General features: G+C 66.2%; 22 protein-coding genes. 8 read left to right on the top strand and 14 right to left on the bottom strand.

What is annotated here, in order from left to right; all coding sequences use genetic code 11:
- Positions 1-33: 33 nt before the first annotated feature.
- From WCL10_RS10695 to rpsU, 9 genes are all read right to left on the bottom strand, one after another.
- Positions 34-951, bottom strand: coding sequence for a hypothetical protein (locus WCL10_RS10695; RefSeq protein ID WP_336895627.1), 918 nt, complete (start codon positions 949-951; stop codon positions 34-36).
- Positions 833-1414, bottom strand: a complete 582-nt coding sequence (locus WCL10_RS10690) for a hypothetical protein (protein WP_336895626.1) — start codon at positions 1412-1414, stop codon at positions 833-835. The genes WCL10_RS10695 and WCL10_RS10690 overlap by 119 nt, the downstream gene beginning before the upstream one ends.
- Positions 1415-1673: 259 nt before the next feature.
- On the bottom strand, positions 1674-3173 hold the full coding sequence (gene gatB, locus WCL10_RS10685; RefSeq protein ID WP_336895625.1) for an Asp-tRNA(Asn)/Glu-tRNA(Gln) amidotransferase subunit GatB: 1500 nt from the start codon (positions 3171-3173) through the stop codon (positions 1674-1676).
- Positions 3174-3175: 2 nt separating this feature from the next.
- On the bottom strand, positions 3176-3517 hold the full coding sequence (locus tag WCL10_RS10680; protein WP_336895624.1) for a PIN domain-containing protein: 342 nt from the start codon (positions 3515-3517) through the stop codon (positions 3176-3178).
- A gap of 50 nt (positions 3518-3567) precedes the next feature.
- Positions 3568-3855: an AbrB/MazE/SpoVT family DNA-binding domain-containing protein gene (locus tag WCL10_RS10675; protein WP_336895623.1), complete on the bottom strand. Its 288-nt coding sequence runs from the start codon at positions 3853-3855 to the stop codon at positions 3568-3570.
- Positions 3856-3905: 50 nt separating this feature from the next.
- Positions 3906-5390 carry an Asp-tRNA(Asn)/Glu-tRNA(Gln) amidotransferase subunit GatA gene (gene gatA / locus WCL10_RS10670; RefSeq protein ID WP_336895622.1) on the bottom strand — a complete coding sequence of 495 codons (1485 nt, stop codon included), beginning with the start codon at positions 5388-5390 and terminating at the stop codon, positions 3906-3908.
- Positions 5390-5692, bottom strand: a complete 303-nt coding sequence (gatC, locus tag WCL10_RS10665; protein WP_336895621.1) for an Asp-tRNA(Asn)/Glu-tRNA(Gln) amidotransferase subunit GatC — start codon at positions 5690-5692, stop codon at positions 5390-5392. The genes gatA and gatC overlap by 1 nt, the downstream gene beginning before the upstream one ends.
- A gap of 70 nt (positions 5693-5762) precedes the next feature.
- On the bottom strand, positions 5763-6311 hold the full coding sequence (locus WCL10_RS10660) for an FKBP-type peptidyl-prolyl cis-trans isomerase (RefSeq protein WP_336895620.1): 549 nt from the start codon (positions 6309-6311) through the stop codon (positions 5763-5765).
- Positions 6312-6487: 176 nt separating this feature from the next.
- Positions 6488-6694 (bottom strand): 30S ribosomal protein S21, encoded by a 207-nt coding sequence (gene rpsU, locus WCL10_RS10655; protein WP_054121618.1) that lies wholly within the window; start codon positions 6692-6694, stop codon positions 6488-6490.
- A 186-nt stretch (positions 6695-6880) separates the two neighbouring features.
- Between rpsU and WCL10_RS10650 the strand changes: the two genes are divergently transcribed.
- From WCL10_RS10650 to WCL10_RS10625, 6 genes are read left to right on the top strand one after another with little or no spacing between them, the layout of a single operon-like run.
- Complete coding sequence (locus WCL10_RS10650; protein WP_336895619.1) at positions 6881-7300, top strand: CrcB family protein; 420 nt, start codon at positions 6881-6883, stop codon at positions 7298-7300.
- A complete protein-coding gene (locus WCL10_RS10645) occupies positions 7297-8658 on the top strand; it encodes an RluA family pseudouridine synthase (RefSeq protein WP_336895618.1) in 1362 nt (453 codons plus the stop codon). The genes WCL10_RS10650 and WCL10_RS10645 overlap by 4 nt, the downstream gene beginning before the upstream one ends.
- Entirely contained in the window at positions 8658-9260 is a 603-nt protein-coding gene (locus WCL10_RS10640) for an FMN-binding negative transcriptional regulator (RefSeq protein WP_336895617.1), read from the top strand. Before WCL10_RS10645 ends, WCL10_RS10640 begins: the two co-directional genes overlap by 1 nt.
- Positions 9257-9919, top strand: coding sequence for an HAD-IA family hydrolase (locus WCL10_RS10635; protein ID WP_336895616.1), 663 nt, complete (start codon positions 9257-9259; stop codon positions 9917-9919). The genes WCL10_RS10640 and WCL10_RS10635 overlap by 4 nt, the downstream gene beginning before the upstream one ends.
- Entirely contained in the window at positions 9916-10146 is a 231-nt protein-coding gene (locus WCL10_RS10630) for a hypothetical protein (RefSeq protein ID WP_336895615.1), read from the top strand. The genes WCL10_RS10635 and WCL10_RS10630 overlap by 4 nt, the downstream gene beginning before the upstream one ends.
- The gene (locus WCL10_RS10625) at positions 10143-10838 is read left to right on the top strand and encodes an ATP12 family protein (protein WP_336895614.1); all 696 of its coding nucleotides are present in this window, start codon (positions 10143-10145) and stop codon (positions 10836-10838) included. The genes WCL10_RS10630 and WCL10_RS10625 overlap by 4 nt, the downstream gene beginning before the upstream one ends.
- 3 nt (positions 10839-10841) lie before the next feature.
- Here the strand turns inward: WCL10_RS10625 and WCL10_RS10620 are convergent, their stop codons facing one another.
- The 4 genes from WCL10_RS10620 to WCL10_RS10605 are packed head-to-tail and all read right to left on the bottom strand — an operon-like array spanning position 10842 to position 14424.
- On the bottom strand, positions 10842-11471 hold the full coding sequence (locus WCL10_RS10620; RefSeq protein ID WP_336895613.1) for an ABC-type transport auxiliary lipoprotein family protein: 630 nt from the start codon (positions 11469-11471) through the stop codon (positions 10842-10844).
- Complete coding sequence (locus WCL10_RS10615; RefSeq protein WP_336895612.1) at positions 11468-12406, bottom strand: MlaD family protein; 939 nt, start codon at positions 12404-12406, stop codon at positions 11468-11470. The genes WCL10_RS10620 and WCL10_RS10615 overlap by 4 nt, the downstream gene beginning before the upstream one ends.
- 9 nt (positions 12407-12415) lie before the next feature.
- The gene (locus WCL10_RS10610; RefSeq protein ID WP_336895611.1) at positions 12416-13312 is read right to left on the bottom strand and encodes an ATP-binding cassette domain-containing protein; all 897 of its coding nucleotides are present in this window, start codon (positions 13310-13312) and stop codon (positions 12416-12418) included.
- Positions 13309-14424, bottom strand: a complete 1116-nt coding sequence (locus WCL10_RS10605) for an ABC transporter permease (RefSeq protein WP_336895610.1) — start codon at positions 14422-14424, stop codon at positions 13309-13311. The genes WCL10_RS10610 and WCL10_RS10605 overlap by 4 nt, the downstream gene beginning before the upstream one ends.
- 110 nt (positions 14425-14534) lie before the next feature.
- Here WCL10_RS10605 and WCL10_RS10600 point away from each other — a divergent pair, with 110 nt between their 5' ends.
- Complete coding sequence (locus tag WCL10_RS10600) at positions 14535-17510, top strand: valine--tRNA ligase (protein WP_336895609.1); 2976 nt, start codon at positions 14535-14537, stop codon at positions 17508-17510.
- Complete coding sequence (locus tag WCL10_RS10595) at positions 17507-18253, top strand: 7-carboxy-7-deazaguanine synthase QueE (RefSeq protein WP_336895608.1); 747 nt, start codon at positions 17507-17509, stop codon at positions 18251-18253. The genes WCL10_RS10600 and WCL10_RS10595 overlap by 4 nt, the downstream gene beginning before the upstream one ends.
- Here WCL10_RS10595 and ssb read toward each other — a convergent pair whose 3' ends face one another.
- On the bottom strand, positions 18254-18796 hold the full coding sequence (ssb, locus tag WCL10_RS10590; RefSeq protein ID WP_336895607.1) for a single-stranded DNA-binding protein: 543 nt from the start codon (positions 18794-18796) through the stop codon (positions 18254-18256).
- Between the last annotated feature and the right edge of the window lie 131 nt (positions 18797-18927).

Raw genomic sequence — 18927 nt, 5'->3', positions numbered from 1 at the left:
GGCGCGGAAGATCCGCCCGCGCCCCGGCGGCGCTTACCTCTTGATCTTCGCCCGGCTGATCAGCGTCGGGCTTTCGATTTCCTGCCCGGTCCGCTCATCCACGATGATGTCGCGGTGATAGGCCAGCACACCCGGAACCGGGGCCAGGCGGGAAACGAAGATGCCGAGCATGTTGTTCAGCTTGGGATTGGCATGGAACTCGGCCTGTGCCGAAGGCCAGTCCTTGAGGCTTGCCGGCCGGCCGAAACGGACTTCGCCCACCGGAATCGTCTTTTGCGGTTGCTTGCCCTCGGCGGCGCGCTTCGCGGCAGCTTCCATCGCCGTCTTGCGGGCAACGTCCATATCCTCGCCCCACTTGGGCGCGGCGAGGAACCAGTTGCCGGTATCGGTTACAACCCCCGCCTTCACTTCGAAGCGCACCGTGCCCATGCACATGCAGGTGCCCGCTGCAGGAAGGCCGTTGCCGCCAAACACGTTGCCGTACCAGATATAGGTCCCCGGCTTCACCGCCTGCAGATAATAGGTCGGCTCACCCTTGGCATAGACGTACTGCGGCCCGAACGAGACCGCATCGCGCAAGTCGATCGGATCGAACTGGAAGGTTTCCAGCGTGGGCTCCACCGGCGCCGGCGGCGGCTCGGCCTTGTTCGCCCGCGCGTTGGATGCTTGCAAATTCCAGGCGGCAAGATCGCCTGCGTAGCGGCGCTTGGCCTTCTCGAAGGCCTTCTGACGATCCTTCTCCCACTCCGCCCGAGTCGCATCGTCGGGCACGCGCAGGAACATGCCGACGATGCGCGTCGGCCCGCTGACGAGGATGTAGCCCTTGGCGGGATCAAACTTGGCCTTGCCCGAAAGGACGTTCTTCTCCTCTACCGGATCGGCGCGGAGCGGGGTGCCGGCAAGGCTGGCTGCGACCAGCGCGGCCGCGAGAGCGGTGCGGACGATCCTCACAGGCCCAGCTCCTTCGCCGTCGGCGCAGGCCGGAGGCGACGAGCGCCTGCAGCGCCAGCGCATCGTTGCGCCGGTCTTCCTTCTTGCGGCCCATGCCTTCCTCGAAGTTGAACTCGGTCCACAAGTCGCGGCTGAGGCCGTAACGCTTGTAGCCCTTGAAGCCCATGCAGTTGCGCAGGTTCACCCGGCGCTGCTCACGCCGCGCGGCCGAGCCGAAGATCGCATCGGCAATCGCGCTGCCAATGGCACTGCCGATTGCGCCCGGAAGCAAGCCATACTGGGCCGTAGCACCAGCCATCGCGGCATTGCCGCCAAGATAGATGCTGCTGCCGCTTGCCAGCGCATCGCATTCATGGATGTCGATGTAGGCTTCGGCAAAGCTCGTGTCGGCGCGGTGGAAATAGAAGTACTTGTCGAAGTCCTTCTCGATCTCCGGCGTCGGCGCGAAATCGAGCTTGGGCATCGTCAGGCCCTCGGGCGAGGGGATTGCCGAAGCAGGCTGCGACGCCCCGGACGAGGGTGCCCCAGATTCGGCGACGGGCTGCACGGACGCGGCAGGCTGCTCCTGCGCGGCGCATGGCGCCGTACTGATGAAGACGACCAGCGTGGCCGCCAAAGCGCGATGACGAAACACATATCCCCCCAATTCAGTGAGGGGAATTCAGCACAGATGCAGCGCGGTGAAAAGGCGAATTGGGGCCAAGTCGGACCGGTCGGGCCGTCTACCCCAGCTTCGCCTTCAGCACTTCGTTGACCAGTTGCGGATTGGCCTTGCCCTGCATCGCCTTCATGGTCTGCCCCACGAAAAAGCCGAACAGCGCCTCCTTGCCGCCCCTGTACTGCGCCACCTTGTCGGCATTGGCAGCGAGGACGGCATCGGCGGCGGCTTCGATCGCGCCGGTGTCCGAAGTCTGGGTGAGGCCCTCGCGCTCGACGATCACGCCCGGGGCGTCGCCCGTCTCGAGCATCTTCTCGAGCACCTGCTTCGCGATCGAGCCCGAGATCGTGCCCTTGCCGACGAGCGCAAGCAATTCGCCCCCTGCCTCGGGGCTGACCGGGCTTTCGAGCAGGCCCTTGCCCAGCTTGTTGAGCGCGCCGAACAGTTCACTGGTCAGCCAGTTGGCCGCCTGCTTGGCGACTTCGCTCTCGGGCTTGCCCTGCTGCGACGCGCTCTGCGCCAGCAAAGCCTCGAACCAGCGCGAGGTTTCGACTTCGGCGGTCAGTACGCCTGCGTTGTAGGCAGAAAGCCCCAGAACCGTCTCGTAGCGGTGCCGCTTCGCGTCGGGCAGCTCAGGCAGGCTGGCGCGGCATTCCTCGAGGAACGCGTCGTCAAGCTCGACCGGCAGGAGATCGGGATCGGGGAAGTAGCGATAGTCATGCGCATCTTCCTTGCTGCGCATCGAGCGAGTCTCGTTGCGGTCCGGATCATAGAGCCGGGTTTCCTGCACGACCTTGCCGCCATCCTCGATCAGTGCGACCTGGCGCTTCGCTTCCTGCTCGACCACGGCCATCACGAAGCGCACCGAGTTGACGTTCTTCGTCTCGGTCCGCGTACCGAAGGGCTCGCCCGGGCGGCGCACCGAGACGTTGACGTCCGCGCGCATCGAGCCCTGGTCCATGTTGCCATCGCAGCTGCCGACGTAGCGCAGCACCGTGCGCAGCTTGGCGAGATAGGCCCCTGCTTCAGCGGGCGAGCGCATGTCCGGCCGGCTGACGATTTCCATCAGCGCCACGCCCGAACGGTTCAAATCGACGTAGGACATCGTCGGGTGCTGATCGTGCATCAGCTTGCCGGCATCCTGCTCCACGTGGATGCGCTCGACGCCGATGGTCTTGGTGCTCTCGGGGTTCTTGTCGTCGAGCTGGATCTCGACCGCGCCCTCGCCCACGATGGGGTGATAGAGCTGGCTGATCTGGTAGCCCTGCGGCAAATCCGCGTAGAAGTAGTTCTTCCGGTCAAACCGCGACCACTTGTTGATCTGCGCACCCACGGCAAGGCCGGTGCGCACGGCCTGACGGATGCATTCGCGGTTGGGCACGGGCAGCATGCCCGGCATCGCGGCATCGACGAGGCTGACCTGCGTGTTGGGCTCCGCGCCGAACGCGGTCGCGGCGCCCGAGAAGAGCTTGGCCTCGGTGCTGATCTGCGCATGGACTTCGAGGCCGATCACGACCTCCCATTCGCCGGTTGCGCCCTGAATGCGGTATGCGGTGTCGGTCATGGTCAGTCTTCTGTCGGATCGATGATCTGGAGGCCGGGGAAATAGCTCTGAAAGCCCTTACGGTCCCGCGTGACGAGAGGCCAGCCCCTGATTTCGGCCTGCGCACCGATCAGGAAGTCTGGCAGGATGGTCGTCCGCTCGCCGCCGCGCCGCCGGTATTCGGCATAGGCTTTCCCGGCGCGGAAGGCATCTTCTCGGGTAAAGGCAGTTAGCATGACCTCCAGCCGGTCAAGCGCTGCTTCGAGCTCTGTCACATCGGGGAAACTGGGCGCGACTTCTGCAAAAATCACAAGATTGATGTGAATCCTGCGTAGCGCCTGCCATTCGGCAAGGCGATCAAACATTCTCGGCTGGGCATGCTGGAACAGCGCAATCAGAACGTTGCTATCGAGAATCACACTTCTGGCCCGTCCCCGCGAATCCAGCGCTGGTACTCAAGGCCGTCCATGCCGGCGTAAGGGTCCTGAAGCTTGTACTTGGCGCGGACCTCATTGAGGCGGTTCAGCCAATCAGCCTTCTTCTTCTCGATGGACGTGCGATCGTCTGCCCGCAGGATGCGCGCATTGCCATCGGCGTCCAGCTCGAACTCCACGGCCTGTCCCGGGGCAAGGCCGAGGGCATCGCGGATGTCCTTGGGCACGGTAACCTGGCCTTTGGAGGTCATGTTGGACTGGTAATACATGGTTGAGGTAATACCAAAGCAGCAGAGGAGCGTCAATTACGCCCAAGCCCTCACCACCACTTCGCTGGTCGCGCGGTGAACCCAGCCCGCGCCTCGATCGCCAGACCCGCATCGAGCACGCCCTGTTCATCGAACGGACGGCCGATGAGCTGGAGCCCCAGCGGCAGGCCCTGACGGTCGAGGCCCGCAGGCACCGACATTGCGGGCAGGCCGGCCAGCGAGGCGGGCACGGCGAACACGTCGTTGAGATACATTGCCAGCGGATCGCTCACCATCTCGCCGAGGCCGAAGGCGGCGGTCGGCGCGGTGGGGGCGAGGATCACGTCGACGCTCTGGAAGGCATCCATGAAATCGCGGCTGATCAGCGTGCGCACCTTCTGCGCCTGCGTGTAATAGGCATCGTAGAAGCCCGCCGAGAGCACGTAGGTGCCGATCATGATGCGGCGCTTCACTTCCGCCCCGAAACCGGCGGCGCGGGTGGCGGCATACATGTCCTGCAGCCCCGCGCCCTGCGGCAGATCGCGCAGGCCGTAGCGCACGCCGTCATAGCGGGCGAGGTTGGACGAGGCTTCGGCAGGGGCGATGATGTAGTACGCGGGGAGCGCATACTTGGTGTGCGCGAGGTTTATGTCGACGATCTCGGCGCCCGCGTCCTTCAGCCAAGCGATGCCCTCGTCCCATACGCGGGAAACATCGGCGTCCATCCCGTCCATGCGGTATTCGCGCGGGATGCCCACCTTCTTGCCGCGCATGTCGGCGTTCAGCCCGGCTTCCCATTGCGGCACCGGCATGTCGAGGCTGGTCGAATCCTTGGGATCGAACCCGGCCATGGCTTCCAGCATGATCGCGCAATCGCGCACGTCGCGCGCCATCGGGCCGGCCTGATCGAGGCTGGAAGCGAAGGCGACGATACCCCAGCGCGAGCAGCGGCCATACGTCGGCTTGATGCCCGAAATGCCGGTGAAGGCGGCGGGCTGGCGGATCGAGCCGCCGGTATCGGTACCGGTCGCGGCAGGGGCAATGCGGGCGGAGACGGCAGCGGAGGAGCCGCCCGAGGAGCCGCCAGGGGCAAGCTGCGCGGTATCGCCTTCCCGGCGCCACGGCGAAACCACATTGCCGAACGCGCTGGTCTCGTTCGAGGAGCCCATCGCGAACTGGTCAAGATTGAGCTTGCCAAGCATGCCTGCGCCCGCGTCCCACAGTTTCTGCGAGACGGTCGATTCATAGGGCGGCACGAAGTTGCCAAGGATCTGTGAGGCGGCGGTCGTCTTCGTGCCCGTCGTGGCGAAGAGGTCCTTCATGCCGATCGGCACACCGGCCATCTTGCCCAGCGGATTTCCGGCGGCGCGATCTGCATCGACCGCAGCGGCAGCTTCGAGCGCCTTTTCGGGGGTCAGCGTGATGAAGGCATTGAGCGCATCCTGCGCCTCAGCCACAGCAGCGTTGAACGCAGTCGCCACTTCGGTTGCGGTGAAGTCGCCCTTCGCCACGCCTTCGCGGATCGCGGCGACGCCAAGGTCAGTCAGTTCGCTCATCACTCGATCACCTTGGGCACGCCGAAGAAGCCATGTTCGCCCGCCGGGGCATTGGCGAGCACCTTGTCGCGCACGCCGCCGCCGGTCAGCGGATCGGCATTGACGACATCCTCGCGCAGGCGCTGCTTGTTGGGGATCACCGCCGTCATCGGCGCGATGCCCTCGACGTTCACTTCGCCGAGCTGCTCGACCCAGGCAAGAATGCCGTTGAGTTCGGGCACCATCGCCGCGATTTCGCTGTCGGTCACCTTGATGCGGGCCAGCGCGGCGATCTTGGCCACGGTGGCGGTGTCTACGGACATCTTGCCGGTCTCTTTCGCAAGGCTGTGGTCGGTGAGCGCGCACGCCCCGCCGGCCAAAAGCGTTCGTGGATCAGGGCTGCGGCAGGGGTTCGGCGCCCGCGCCGCCCCTTGGTGCGCTGCCCATCTGCTGGCGCAGCTGTTCCAGCGCCTGACGGCGTTGCTCGATCTCGGCCGCGCTCATGAAGTCAAGCAGTTCGACCTCGAACACCAGATCGCTGTTGGCCGGGATGACGACCTGTCCGGTCGCCGAGTCCTTCCGCTCCTGCGCGCCATAGGCCATCGCGGAGGGGATGATGAGCTTGTACTTGCCGCCGCGCTGCATCTTCAGCAGCCCCTGGCTGAAGCCGGGCATCACGCCTTCGACCGGCAGGGCCACCTTCTCGCCCTTGTCGAACGGCTTGCCGTTGGCGAGCGTGCCGGCATAGTTCACTTGTACGACATCGCCGAGCGTGGGCGAAGGGCCCGAGCCGGCGCGGAGCGTCTCGACCACAAGGCCCTGATAGCGCACGGCCCAGGCGGTGCTGGCGCCGATCAGCAGCGCAAGGATCACGCCAACCCAGATCCGGGTGAGCGATCCCTTGCCGACCGGCGGGAGCGGAACGCGGGTGATTTCCGACATGATATCCCCTTTTGCGGGCCTAGCCATGAGGCCCCGATCTCAAGCCCTCGGCGCATCCCTCCCCGCGCTAAGCGTCGGGCAAGCGAAAGGGCGCCGCAATTACGGCGCCCTCTTGGCCCAGCCGGACCCTGTTCGCAAGAGGTTAGGAGCCGGGAATGCCCGGCTCCCTGCGGGGCTTACTTGCCGCCGTCGCGCTCAAGCCGCTTGCGCTCCATCTTGCGGGCGCGGCGGACAGCAGCGGCCTTTTCGCGGGCGCGCTTTTCCGAGGGCTTTTCAAAGTGACGGCGCAGCTTCATCTCGCGATACACGCCCTCGCGCTGCAGCTTCTTCTTGAGCGCGCGAAGGGCCTGGTCGACATTGTTGTCGCGAACGAGAATCTGCATAAACCGCTACACCTCAATGCTGATGGCGAGAGCCCGCACACAGCGGGAATCACCGAAAATGGCAGAAATACGAAACGGGCCGAATCCGAACGGATCGGCTCTCACGCGGCGCCCGCTATCAAATGAGGCCCGCCAAGGCAAGCAATCTCGTGCATTTGGCACAAGGCTGGGCTAGGGGCTTGCCCAATGACTGCCACTCCTCCCTTACTTGCCAGCGTTCCACCCGGCCTTGCTGTAGCAGCAGGCGGCGCACTTGGCGCCTGGCTGCGCTATCAGACGGGCCGCGTTTTCCTTGCCGCGATAGGGCCGGTGGCGGCCTCCGCCTTTCCCTGGGCGACCCTCACCGTAAACGTGCTGGGCAGCGCGGCGATGGGCCTCCTTGTGGGCTTGCTGGCACGGCACGGCGCGGGCGGCGAACACCTGCGGCTGCTGCTCGGCGTTGGCGTGCTCGGCGGCTACACGACGTTCTCCTCCTTCGCGCTCGAGTTCGCGGTCCTGGTCGAACGCGGTGCGCTGGGCCTTGCTGCGGGCTATGTTGCAGTCTCCCTCATCGCGGGCTTTGCTGCGCTGTTCGGCGGGCTCTGGCTCACGCGGGTGGTGGCATGAGCGGGGGCAATCCGGCCGAGGACGCGGACGTCCGCCAGTTCACCGTCACCAAGGACGATGACGGCGTGCGGCTCGACCGCTGGTTCAAGCGCAACTTGCCGGCCGTCGGCTTCGCCACCGTTTCGCGCTGGGCCCGCACCGGGCAGCTGCGCGTTGATGGCAAGCGCGCCGATGTCGATACGCGGGTCGAAAAGGGCCAGGTGCTGCGCGTGCCGCCGGGCGGCTCGGCGCCCCCGGGGATCAAGAGCGCGCGGCCCAAGAAACCTCTGACCGAGGAGCAGATCGCGCTCGCCGAAAGCATGGTGCTGACGCAGGACCGCGCTGCGATCGTGCTCAACAAGCCGCCTGGCCTCGCCACGCAAGGCGGCAGCGGCACGCACGAGCATGTCGACGGCCTGCTCGATGCCTATGCCGAAGAGAAGGGCCCGCGCCCGCGCCTCGTCCACCGGCTCGACAAGGATACCTCGGGCGTCCTCCTTATCGCGCGGACCCCCGGCAGCGCGGCGTTCTTTTCGAAGCGTTTTTCCGGGCGAACCGCGCGCAAGATCTATTGGGCGCTGATCACAGGTGTGCCCGACGTCAAGGACGGGCTGATCGAACTGCCGCTGGCCAAGCAGCCGGGCACCGGCGGCGAGAAGATGATGGTCGACGAGACCGAGCACGGCCAGTCCGCCCGCACGCGCTACCGCGTGATCGGCCGCGCGGGCAATGCCGCTTGCTGGGTCGAGCTTCAGCCGCTTACCGGCCGCACGCACCAGCTGCGCGTCCACATGGCCGCCATCGGTCACCCGATCGTGGGTGACGGCAAGTATGGCGGGCAGGCTGCTTTCCTGACCGGCTCGATCAGCCGCAAGATGCACCTCCACGCGCGCCGCCTGCGCATCGAGCATCCGGAGGGCGACCTGCTCGACGTGACGGCGCCGCTGCCCGATCACTTCGCGGCGAGCATGGCGCAGCTGGGCTTCGACGAGGCCGATGGTGATCTGCCGCTGGAGCCGGTGAAGCTGGTGCCGGAGAAGGTGATCGAAAAGCGCGCGGCCAAGGCCTATGCCAAGGAATACCGCAAGGAGCGCCGGGGCGAGCGCCGCAAGCGTGCCGACGCGCCGCCCAGCGGCCGCGCCGCGCCCAAGGCGCGTGCGGGCGTGAAGAAAGGCCCGGGCAGCAAGGCGCCCACCGGCACCGCGCTGGCGCGCGCATCAGCAGGGCGCGCTTCTGCCGAACGCAATGCCGCCGAGCGTGCGGCGAATGGCGGCAAGCCGGTGCGCCGGGCTCCTGCGGCAGGCAAGACCAGTGGCGGCACTTCAGGCGGCGGCAAGCCCCCGGCAGGTAAAACGCCGCGCCGCAGCCCGAGGGTCTGATGCATCCCAATCCCGCCTTCCGCAAAGAGGACAAGGCCCTCTTCGCCGCGCTGATCGGGGAAACCGGCTTCGGCATGGTGTTCCTGACCACGCCCGACGGCCCGCGCGTCGCGCATGTCCCGCTGCTGCTGACCGATGCTGGCACGCTGCGCTTCCACCTCGCGCTTGGCAACGCGCTGACCCGCCACCTCGACGGGGCGCAGGCACTCGCCGTGGTGAACGGGCCCGACGGCTACATCTCGGCGCGCTGGTACAGCGATCCCGATCAGGTGCCGACCTGGAACTACATCGCGCTCGAAATGGAAGGCCCGGTGCGCCGCATGGACCGCGACGGGCTCCACGCGCTGCTCGAGGACGTCTCGGCCCACCACGAGGCGCGCGTAGCCGAGGGCACACCCTGGACCATGGACAAGATGGCGCGGATCAAGCGTGACCGGATGATGGACATGATCGTCGGCTTCGAACTGACGATCGAGGCGTGGCGGCCTACGTTGAAGCTTTCGCAGAACAAGCCCGCCGAGGAGCGCGTGCGGCTGATCGAGGGGCTCAAGAGTGAGGGCAAGTTCGCGCTCGCCGAGCTGATGGAGCGACTGGCAGCATGACAATACGCCTCGCCATCTTCGATTGCGACGGCACTCTGGTCGACAGCCAGGCCGATATCTGCGCCGCGATGGACGCGGCATTTCTGGCGGCCGGCTTCACTCTGCCTGACCGCAACGCCACGCGCCGCATCGTCGGCCTATCGCTGCCCGAAGCGATGCGCCGCCTGCGCCCGGATGGAACGGCCGATGACCACGCGATGCTTGCCCAGCTTTACCGCGACGCTTTCCGCGAACGGCGCAGCGCGGGCCAGGTGGCCGAGCCGCTGTACGAAGGCATCGCCGGGCTGATCGAAGAACTGGCAGGCGCGGGCTGGATGCTCGGCGTGGCCACCGGCAAGAGCGACAGTGGTCTCGTCCATTGCCTCGAAACGCACGGCCTTACCGGCCATTTCGTTACGCTGCAGACCGCCGATCGCCATCCTTCGAAGCCGCATCCGAGCATGATCGAAGCCTGCCTCGCAGCCACCGGCGCCTCGGCCAGCGAGACGGCGATGATCGGCGACACCGCCTTCGACATGGCCATGGCGGTGAACGCAGGCGTCCGCGCAATCGGAGTCGACTGGGGCTATCACCACCCGCGCGATCTGGTCGAGGCCGGAGCCGAGGCGGTTGCCGGATCGATCGCGGAACTGCGCTTGCTGCTGAAGGGCATGGAATGAGCGCGGCGCCGGAGCGCGATCCTGCAGCAGCGCGCTTTGCCGTGCTGCAGCTGGTGCGCCTTTCGGGCGCGCTGCTGGCGCTTGTCGGCGTACTGATCGTGGCGGGCAAGGTGAGCTGGCTGCCAAAGCTGCCCGAAGCGGCGGGTTATGTGCTGATCGCCGCGGGCCTGATCGATTTCTACGCCCTGCCACCGCTCCTCGCGCGGCGCTGGAAAAGCAAGCCGTGAAGCGCTTCTACAAGGCTGTGACAGTGGCGGCCGAGGGCGCCGGCTATCGCGTCATGCTCGATGGCCGGGGCCTGCGCACCGTGGGCGGGCGCGCCCAGATCGTCCCCAGCCCGAAGCTGGCGGAGGCGCTCGCCGCCGAATGGGCGGGTCAAGGCGAGGAGATCGACCCCGCCTGTTTCGTGCTGCGCGACCTTGCCGACTACGCGCTCGATGTCGTGGAGGCCGGAAAGGCCGGGGTGATCGAAGAACTCGTGCCCTACGGCGAGACCGACACGCTGTGCTACCGCGCCGAGCCGGACGAAGCGCTAGGCGTGCGCCAGCGCGCGGTTTGGGAGCCGCTCCTCACTGCCGCAGAAGCGCGCTGGGACGTGCGCTTCGTGCGCGTTGCCGGCGTGATCCACCGGCCCCAGCCACCCGAAACGCTGGCCCGGCTTCGCGAGGAGCTTGGCCACCTCGATGCCTTTACCCTCGCCGCGCTGCGCAATACCGCCGCGCTTGCCGCTTCGTTGCTGCTGGGGCTCAAGGCGCTGGAGCCGGACGCGGACATCGACGCGCTGTGGGATGCGGCAAACCTAGAAGAAGACTGGCAGGCCGAGCTCTGGGGCAAGGACGCCGAAGCGCTGGAACGCCGCGCCCGCCGCCATGCCGCCTTTGCCGCCGCCGCGCGGTTCGCCGCGCTGGCGCGGGGCTGATCCTCAGCCCACCCAGTCGGCGATTTCGCCCGCCACCTTGTTCGCGGCGCGGTTCAGCGCGGGGCCGATTGCGGCTGGTTCCGGACTTGCCCCAGCCACGATGCTTTCAAAGCGCCGCGTTTCGATCCGCCCGCCCGGCAGCCACTTCATCGCATCGAAGCGTACCACGGCGGAGCGGGTCTGCGCATCGAAACCCATCGCCTGCAACTGGCCGCCGATCCGCGTGCCGGTGGTGTTTCGGTCGGTCTCGACCACCAGCCCCTTGCCGCGCGCGCGCAGCGTGTCGGCCAGCAGGTGCTGGAACGCGCGGCTCGGCCGCTCGACCCACTGTGCACCCTTGATATAGGCGACGTTGGCCGCATCGATCTGCACCGGGATGCGCAGCACGGAAACCGCCGCCGCCGCGCCGGGCTCCAGCACCACGGTCGCCTCGGCCAATGTGCCGCTGCTGCCTGTGCCGGGCGCCGGCGCCGCTTCCGACGTCAGGCTGAGGAACGTGCCGGGAGGCTTGGCCCCGATGCTGACGCAGCCGCCCAGCCCTGCCCCCAGTGCCGCAATCAGGAGCAAAGCCGCAGCGGCGCGCTTGGTCGAGGGCATGATCGGGTCTCCGCGCCGGGTTCGCTTGAGTTTCATGGCTTGTAATCCGGCAGTTTGGGGCTGCCAACGACGCTGCTGATACCGCGGTCGCCGATCGCATCGGTCATCGCGCGGATCGAGCGCGAGGTCGCCTCGATATCGCGCACCGCCGCCTCGAATGCGGGCAAGGTGCGGTCGTTGAACTGCTTCGTCGCCGGGCGGGCCTCATCGAGCGTCGCCTGCAGCGAATCTGCCGCAGCCTGCGCCGATTTCAGCGTTGTGCGAAGCTGCTTGGCAAGGCCGTTGGCGGGATCGTTGAGTGCGTTGTCCGCCGTGCCCGCAAGCTTGTCCACGCTGGCCAGCGTGGTGGTCGCCTGCTTGAGCGTGAGCTGCAGCTCCTCGAGCGACTTCCTGACCTCAGGCGATGCACTGGCAAGGTTGCCGGTGAGCGTATCGGTGTGCGCCAGGATGTTGGAGAAGGCCTTCTGGTTCTTGTCCGAAAGCACCATGGTAAGCCGCTCGCTGAGCGTGGCGAGGCGCTCCAGCAGCAGCGGTGCGTTCGAAAGGATTTCGCCAAGACCGCTGCGCCGCGTCGGGATGACCGGTACACCAGCGGGGCCCGGCTCGCTGATTGGCGGCGCGCCCTTGATGGCCCCTGCCAGCTGGATGGTGGAGACGCCGGTAAAGCTGCCCTGCAGGCTGGCTGTGGTGCCCTGGAGGATCGGTACCTTCTCATCGACCTTGATGCGCACCCGCACGAAGCTCGGATCGTTCTGCCACAGCGAGATGTCCTTGACCTGCCCCGCAGGCACCCCGGAATAGGAGACCTCGGAGCCTTTGGCGACGCCGTCGACCGACTGCTTGAAGAAGATGTCGTACTCGCGCTGATCGTGCTGGCTGAGCCGCGCGATCCAGATGAGCAGCGCCGCGAGCCCTGCCAGCAGGAGCAAGGTGACGATCCCCACCCAGATATGATTGGCGCGCGTTTCCATCGGCTGTTCCTATGCCTGCTGCGGCGCGGTGCCAAGGGCGCCGGCGTCGGCCGTTGTTTGCGGAGCGGCGGCGGCCGCGGCCTCGTTCCGCGTGGCTGCGGCAGACGCGGCGCGGCCGCGCGGGCCGTTGAAGTAGGACTTGATCCACGGGTGGTCAGTCGCCAGCAATTCGGGGATCGTGCCCACCGCAATCACCCGCTTGTCGGCGATCACCGCCACCCGGTCGCAGATCTCGTAAAGCGTATCGAGATCGTGGGTGATAAGGAAAACGGTGAGTCCGAGCGTTTGCTGCAGGCTGCGGATAAGCTGGTCGAAGGCGGCGGCGCCGATTGGATCGAGCCCGGCAGTCGGCTCATCGAGAAACAGCAGCTCGGGATCGAGCGCGAGCGCGCGGGCAAGACCCGCGCGCTTCTTCATGCCGCCTGAAAGCTCGCTGGGATACTTGCCGGTGGCCTCGGCCGGGAGCCCGGACAGCAGCACCTTGTACCGTGCAATCTCGTGGCGCAGCTCATCAGTAATTTCGGGGTAGAATTCGCGCAGCGGAACTTCGACGTTCTCCGCCACGGTCAGTGTGGAGAACAACGCGCCGCCCTGGAACAGGATGCCCCAGCGGCAGCGGATATCGATGTCGTCATCATCGCGCGCATCGGTGATCGGGCTGCCCAGCACCTCGATCTCGCCAGCCTCGGGAATCTGGAGCCCGATGATCGAGCGCATCAGCACCGACTTGCCGGTGCCCGATCCGCCGACAACACCGAGTATCTCGCCCTTGCGCACATCGAGATCGAGGTTTTCATGCACGACATGGTCGCCAAAAACGTTCTTCAGCCCGCGCACGCGGATTGGGAACAAGTCGGCCTCGCTGCCGATGGGTGCGGGCACCGCACAGGTGGTCTCGGCGGTCATCCCCAGCCCACCTCCGAGAAGAACACCGCGAAGAAGGCATCGAGCACGATCACCATGAAGATTGCCATGACCACCGCCGCCGTCGTGCGCGTGCCGACCTCTTCGGCATCGCTCTTCACCTGAAGGCCCTGGTAGCAGCCCGATGTGGCGACAATCAGGCCGAACACCGGCCCTTTGATCAGACCCACCCAGACATCGTGCAGCGGCACCACTTCCTGGATGCGCGCGAGGAAGGTGAAGAAGGGAATGCCCAGCGTCAGCGCCGAAAGCGCTGCACCACCGATAATGCCGATCGCCGCTGAATAAATGCCGAGCAGCGGCATCATCAGCATGGTCGCAAGCAGGCGGGGGATCACCAGCGCCTCGATCGGGGATACGCCGATGGTGCGCATCGCGTCGATTTCCTCGGTCAGCTTCATCGTGCCGAGCTGCGCGGCAAAGGCCGAGCCCGAGCGGCCCGCGACCATGATCGCGGTCATCAGGATGCCGAGTTCGCGCAAGGACAGCCGGCCGACGAGGTTCACCGTGTAGATTTCCGCGCCGAACTGACGCAGCTGCACCGCGCCCTGCTGCGCGATCACGATGCCGACGAGGAAGCTCATCAGGCCAATGATGGCGAGCGCGTTCACGCCCATCAGTTCCATCTGATGGACCAGCGCGCGCAGGCGAAAGCGCCCGGGATGGCGCAGCAAAGTGCCGCTCGCCAAGACGATCTGCCCCAGGAAACCAAGCACGAGCAGCAGGCCCTGCCCCAGCCCGATGGTGACGATGCCGACATGTTCAGGCACGCGCAGCAGGATCGGCAGGCGCGGCGGCTCGACCGAGGCGGTGTTGTCGTCGGCCGCACTGATCGCCGCAATCAGGCGCTCCGCCTCGGGCGAGGCACCTATAATGCGTGCGCCGAACTTCTGCGCGAGGCGCCATGCGGTCCACGCGCCGACTGTATCGACGCGCGCGGCCTGGCTGAGATCGATGGCCGCGATCGGCCCCTCGAGCCCGCGCAGGCGGTGGTCCACCGCGCCGAGCGAGGACACGAGCAGCGGGCCGGTAAACACCAGCGTGGCAGCGCCATCGGCGCCGGCCTCGGTGATAAAATCCGTTGATCCCCGCATCGTAGGGATACATGCGGGAAATCGGGAAAGGCCGCAAGCACAGGCTGGCACCCGCCGCGCGCCTGCGAACGCTTGCAGCGCCGGGCGCGCGATGGCAAGGCCCTCAGGCCATGACCGAAGCGACCAATCCAGAGCCCGAAGCGCTCGCCAAGACGTTCGAGCCCGCCGCCATCGAGGCGAAGTGGTATGCCCATTGGGAAGCGAACGGGCTGTTCCGGCCCGAACGACCCGATGCCGCGCCCTTCACCATCGTGAACCCGCCGCCCAACGTGACGGGATCGCTCCATATCGGCCACGCGCTCGACAACACGCTGCAGGACGTGGTGATCCGCTATGAGCGACTGCGCGGCAAGGATGCGCTGTGGGTGGTCGGCACCGATCACGCCGGCATCGCCACGCAAATGGTGGTCGAGCGGCAGATGGATGCCGTACAGGACAAGCGGACCAATTATTCGCGCGAAGCCTTCATCGAGAAGGTGTGGGAATGGAAACGGACAAGCGGCGGCACGATTACCGGCCAGCTGCGCCGGCTCGGCTGCTCGATGGACTGGAGCCGCGAGCAGTTCACCATGGACCCGCATTTCACCAAGGCGGTGGTGAAGGTCTTTGTCGATCTTTACAATCAGGGCCTGATCTACCGCGACAAGCGGCTGGTGAACTGGGACCCCAAGCTCAAGACCGCGATCTCTGACCTTGAGGTCGAGACGCGCGAGGTGAAGGGCCATATGTGGCACTTCAAGTATCCGCTCGCGGGCGGCGAGACCTACACTTACGTGGAGCGCGATGCCGAGGGCGCGGTCGTGTTCGAGGAAGAGCGTGACTATATCTCCATCGCCACAACCCGGCCCGAGACGATGCTGGGCGACGGCGCGGTGGCGGTTCATCCCGATGACGCTCGCTATGCGCCGATCGTGGGCAAGCTGTGCGAGATCCCGGTCGGCCCCAAGGAGCACCGCCGCCTGATCCCGATCATCACCGACGAGTATCCTGATCCTGATTTCGGTTCGGGCGCGGTGAAGATCACCGGCGCGCATGACGAGAACGACTTCGGCGTGGCGCAGCGCAACGGCATTCCGATGTACCGCCTGATGGACGAAACAGCGACGATGCGCACCGACGGCGCGCCTTATGCCGAAGCGGCGGAGCGCGCGAAGGCGATCGCGGCTGGCGAACAGGTCAGCGCGTCTGACATCGACCATCTCAATCTAGTGCCCGACGCTTATCGCGGCCTCGACCGCTACGAAGCGCGCAAGCGTGTTGTCGCGGAAATAGATGCCGACGGGCTGATGATCAAAGTTGAGGACAAGATCATCATGCAGCCCTTCGGCGACCGGGGCGGCGTGGTGATCGAGCCGATGCTGACCGACCAGTGGTATGTCAACGCGGGAGAACTAGCGAAGGCGCCAATGGACGCGGTGCGCTCGGGCGCGATCGAGATCGTGCCGAAGACCTGGGAGAAGACGTTCTTCAACTGGATGGAGAATATCCAGCCTTGGTGTGTCAGCCGCCAGCTTTGGTGGGGGCACCGGATTCCTGCGTGGTATGGGCCGACGCGCAATTTCGCTTCGGGAGGAACTGGCCCGCAAGAGATTATTGTAGCTGAGAATGAGGCTGCCGCTTTGGAATTGGCGGAGACAATCTACCCTGCTGGCACGACAATCGGTATCGTTGGGTACGGAGATCACGCGACAATTCCGGACGCATATCTGAAGCGTGACGAGGACGTTCTTGACACCTGGTTCTCCTCCGCGCTCTGGCCATTCGCCACGCTTGGCTGGCCGGAAGATTCCCCCCTCCCGCCTGCGGGAGGGGTCGGGGGTGGGCCTGAGGCGGGCGCAGCGTCGGGCCAGCCCACCCCAACCCCTCCCGCAAGCGGGAGGGGCTCGCATTCCCTCCTCGCCAAGCACTACCCCAACGACCTGCTGATTTCAGGCTTCGACATCCTGTTCTTCTGGGATGCGCGGATGATGATGATGGGCCGGGCCATGACCGGGCAGAACCCGTGGAAGCGGCTCTATCTGCATGGGCTGGTGCGCGCGGCGGATGGGCAGAAGATGTCCAAGTCCAAGGGCAACGTGGTCGATCCGCTGCTGCTGATCGACCAGTACGGCGCCGATGCGCTGCGCTTCTTCATGTGCGCCATGGAAAGCCAGGGCCGCGACCTGAAGATGGATGAGCGCCGCGTCGAGGGCTATCGCAACTTCGCGACCAAGCTGTGGAACGCGGCGCGCTTCTGCATGGCGAACGGGATCACCGGCAGCACTTCAGTTGCCGCGCCTGCAGCCACCAGCGCGGTCAACCGATGGATCATCGGCGAGGTAGTCGAAACCGTAGCCGCGCTCGAGTCTGCGATGGCGGACCTGCGCTTCGATGCAGCGGCCAACGCGATTTACCACTTCGTGTGGGACCAGTTCTGCGATTGGTACATCGAGCTGATCAAGGGCAGCTTCGACGACGAGACGCGTGCTGTCGCCGGCTGGGTGCTCGACCAGATCCTCGTCATGCTCCACCCGTTCATGCCCTTCGTGACCGAAGAGCTGTGGCATGCGCTCGGTGAGCGCTCGGCAGAATTGATCGTGGCGGAATGGCCCGCCCCGCAGGCCGGCATCGACCCGGCGGCCAAGGCGGAAGTCGAATGGCTGATCGCGCTGGTTTCGAACCTGCGAGGAGCCAAGAACGAGCTGGGCATCGCCCCCGGCGCGCGGCTCGCTGCCTATCTCCCCGAACCAAGCGCAGCGACCCAAGCGGTGATCGAAGGCAACCCGGCGGTGATCGAGCGCCTGGCACGCCTCAGCGCCATCCACTTCGCCCCGGCCCCGGCAGGCGCTGCCATGCAGATCGGCGCAGGGGATGCGAACCTCATTGTGCCCCTCGAAGGCGTGATCGACATCGCAGCCGAAAAGGCCCGCCTCGAAAAGGCGCTTGCCGCTTCGCAGAAGGAAGCCAAGTCGCTCGAAGGCCGCCTCTCGAACCCGGCCTTTGCGGAAAAGGCCAAGCCCGAAGCGGTCGAGAAGGCCCGCGCCGATCACGCGCACCACAGCGCCGAGGCGCTGCGTCTGGCGGCGGCGCTGGAGCGGCTGGGGTGAGCCTCACCCTCGCCACCATGGCCCCGGGGGAGCCGGAAATCTTCCCCTCGCTGCAAGGCGAAGGCCCTTCGGCCGGGCGGCCTTGCGTGTTCGTGCGCCTCTCGCGCTGCAACCTTGCCTGCCGGTGGTGCGACACGGCCTATACCTGGCGCTTCACCGGCGATATCCGCCCGCACCGCGATGACATGACCTTCGAGCGGATCGAGAACCAGATCACGCTTGAAGTGCGAGAAGTGGCGATGCGCATCCTTGCGCTTCGGCCCACCCGCCTCGTGATCACGGGCGGCGAGCCGCTGCTGCAGGCCCCGGCGCTCGCCAGGCTGATCCCCATGCTCAAGGAAGCGGTCCCCGCGCTCGAGGTAGAAGTGGAGACCAACGGCACCGTTCCGCCGCCCCACGCAATCACCCAACTGGTCGACCAGTTCAACGTCAGCCCCAAGCTCTCGCATTCGGGCAATGACGAGAACCTCGCCCTGGTGCCCGAACTGATGCGTGATTGGGCCGCAAGCCCCAAGGCCTGGTTCAAGTTCGTTGTCGCGAGCGAGGACGACATCGCCGAAGTCGCCGAGCTTCAGGCGATCTACCGGATCCCCGCCGAGCGGCTCTTTGTCATGCCCGAAGGCACCAGCAGCGAGACTTTGCGCGAGCGATCAAAATGGCTCGCCGGCGCCGCGCTGACGCACGGCTGGCGCTTTACCGACCGGCTGCATATCCACCTCTACGGCGATACGCGCGGCACCTGATCAGAACGGAATATCGTCGTCCAGATCGTCGCCGAAGCCGCCGCCGGACGAACCGCCGCCGCCCTGATTCCAGCCGCCACCCGACGAACCGCCGCCGCCACCGGAGCGCGCGCCGCCGCTGGCGCCGCCATCGTTCCAGCCGCCAGAGCGCTGGCCGCCACCACCACCCATGCCGCCACCGCCCGAGCCGCCCTGCGGACCATCAAGCATGGTCAGCGAACCACCGACGCCGACCGAGATTTCGGTGGTGTAACGGTCATTACCCGAGGCATCTTGCCACTTGCGGGTGCGCAGCTGGCCTTCGATGTAGACCTTGCTGCCCTTCTTGAGGAAACGCTCGGCCACGCCGACGAGGCCATCGGACTGGAGCACGACGCTGTGCCACTCGGTCCGCTCCTTGCGCTCGCCGGTGGCCTTGTCCTTCCACTGCTCGCTGGTAGCGATGCGCAGATTGGCAATGCGCCCGCCGTTCTGGAAGCTCTTGACCTCGGGATCCTGCCCGAGATTGCCGATCAGAATGACCTTGTTGACGCTGCCTGCCATCGAATCGCATCCCTTGAATAACCAGTCGTCGGCCTAGCCAATCAGGGGCGGTGCGAGAATAGTCCCCCCTTGAGTTTTCCCCGCAGCATCGCGATCTTGCCCGGGAGTGTCCAACGGTGGCATGGTTCCGC

This window comes from Novosphingobium sp., assembly GCF_037133355.1.
Classification (GTDB): Bacteria; Pseudomonadota; Alphaproteobacteria; order Sphingomonadales; family Sphingomonadaceae; genus Novosphingobium.
The sequence above is the reverse complement of the archived record's forward strand: the minus strand, read 5'-3'. Positions and strand labels throughout refer to the sequence as shown.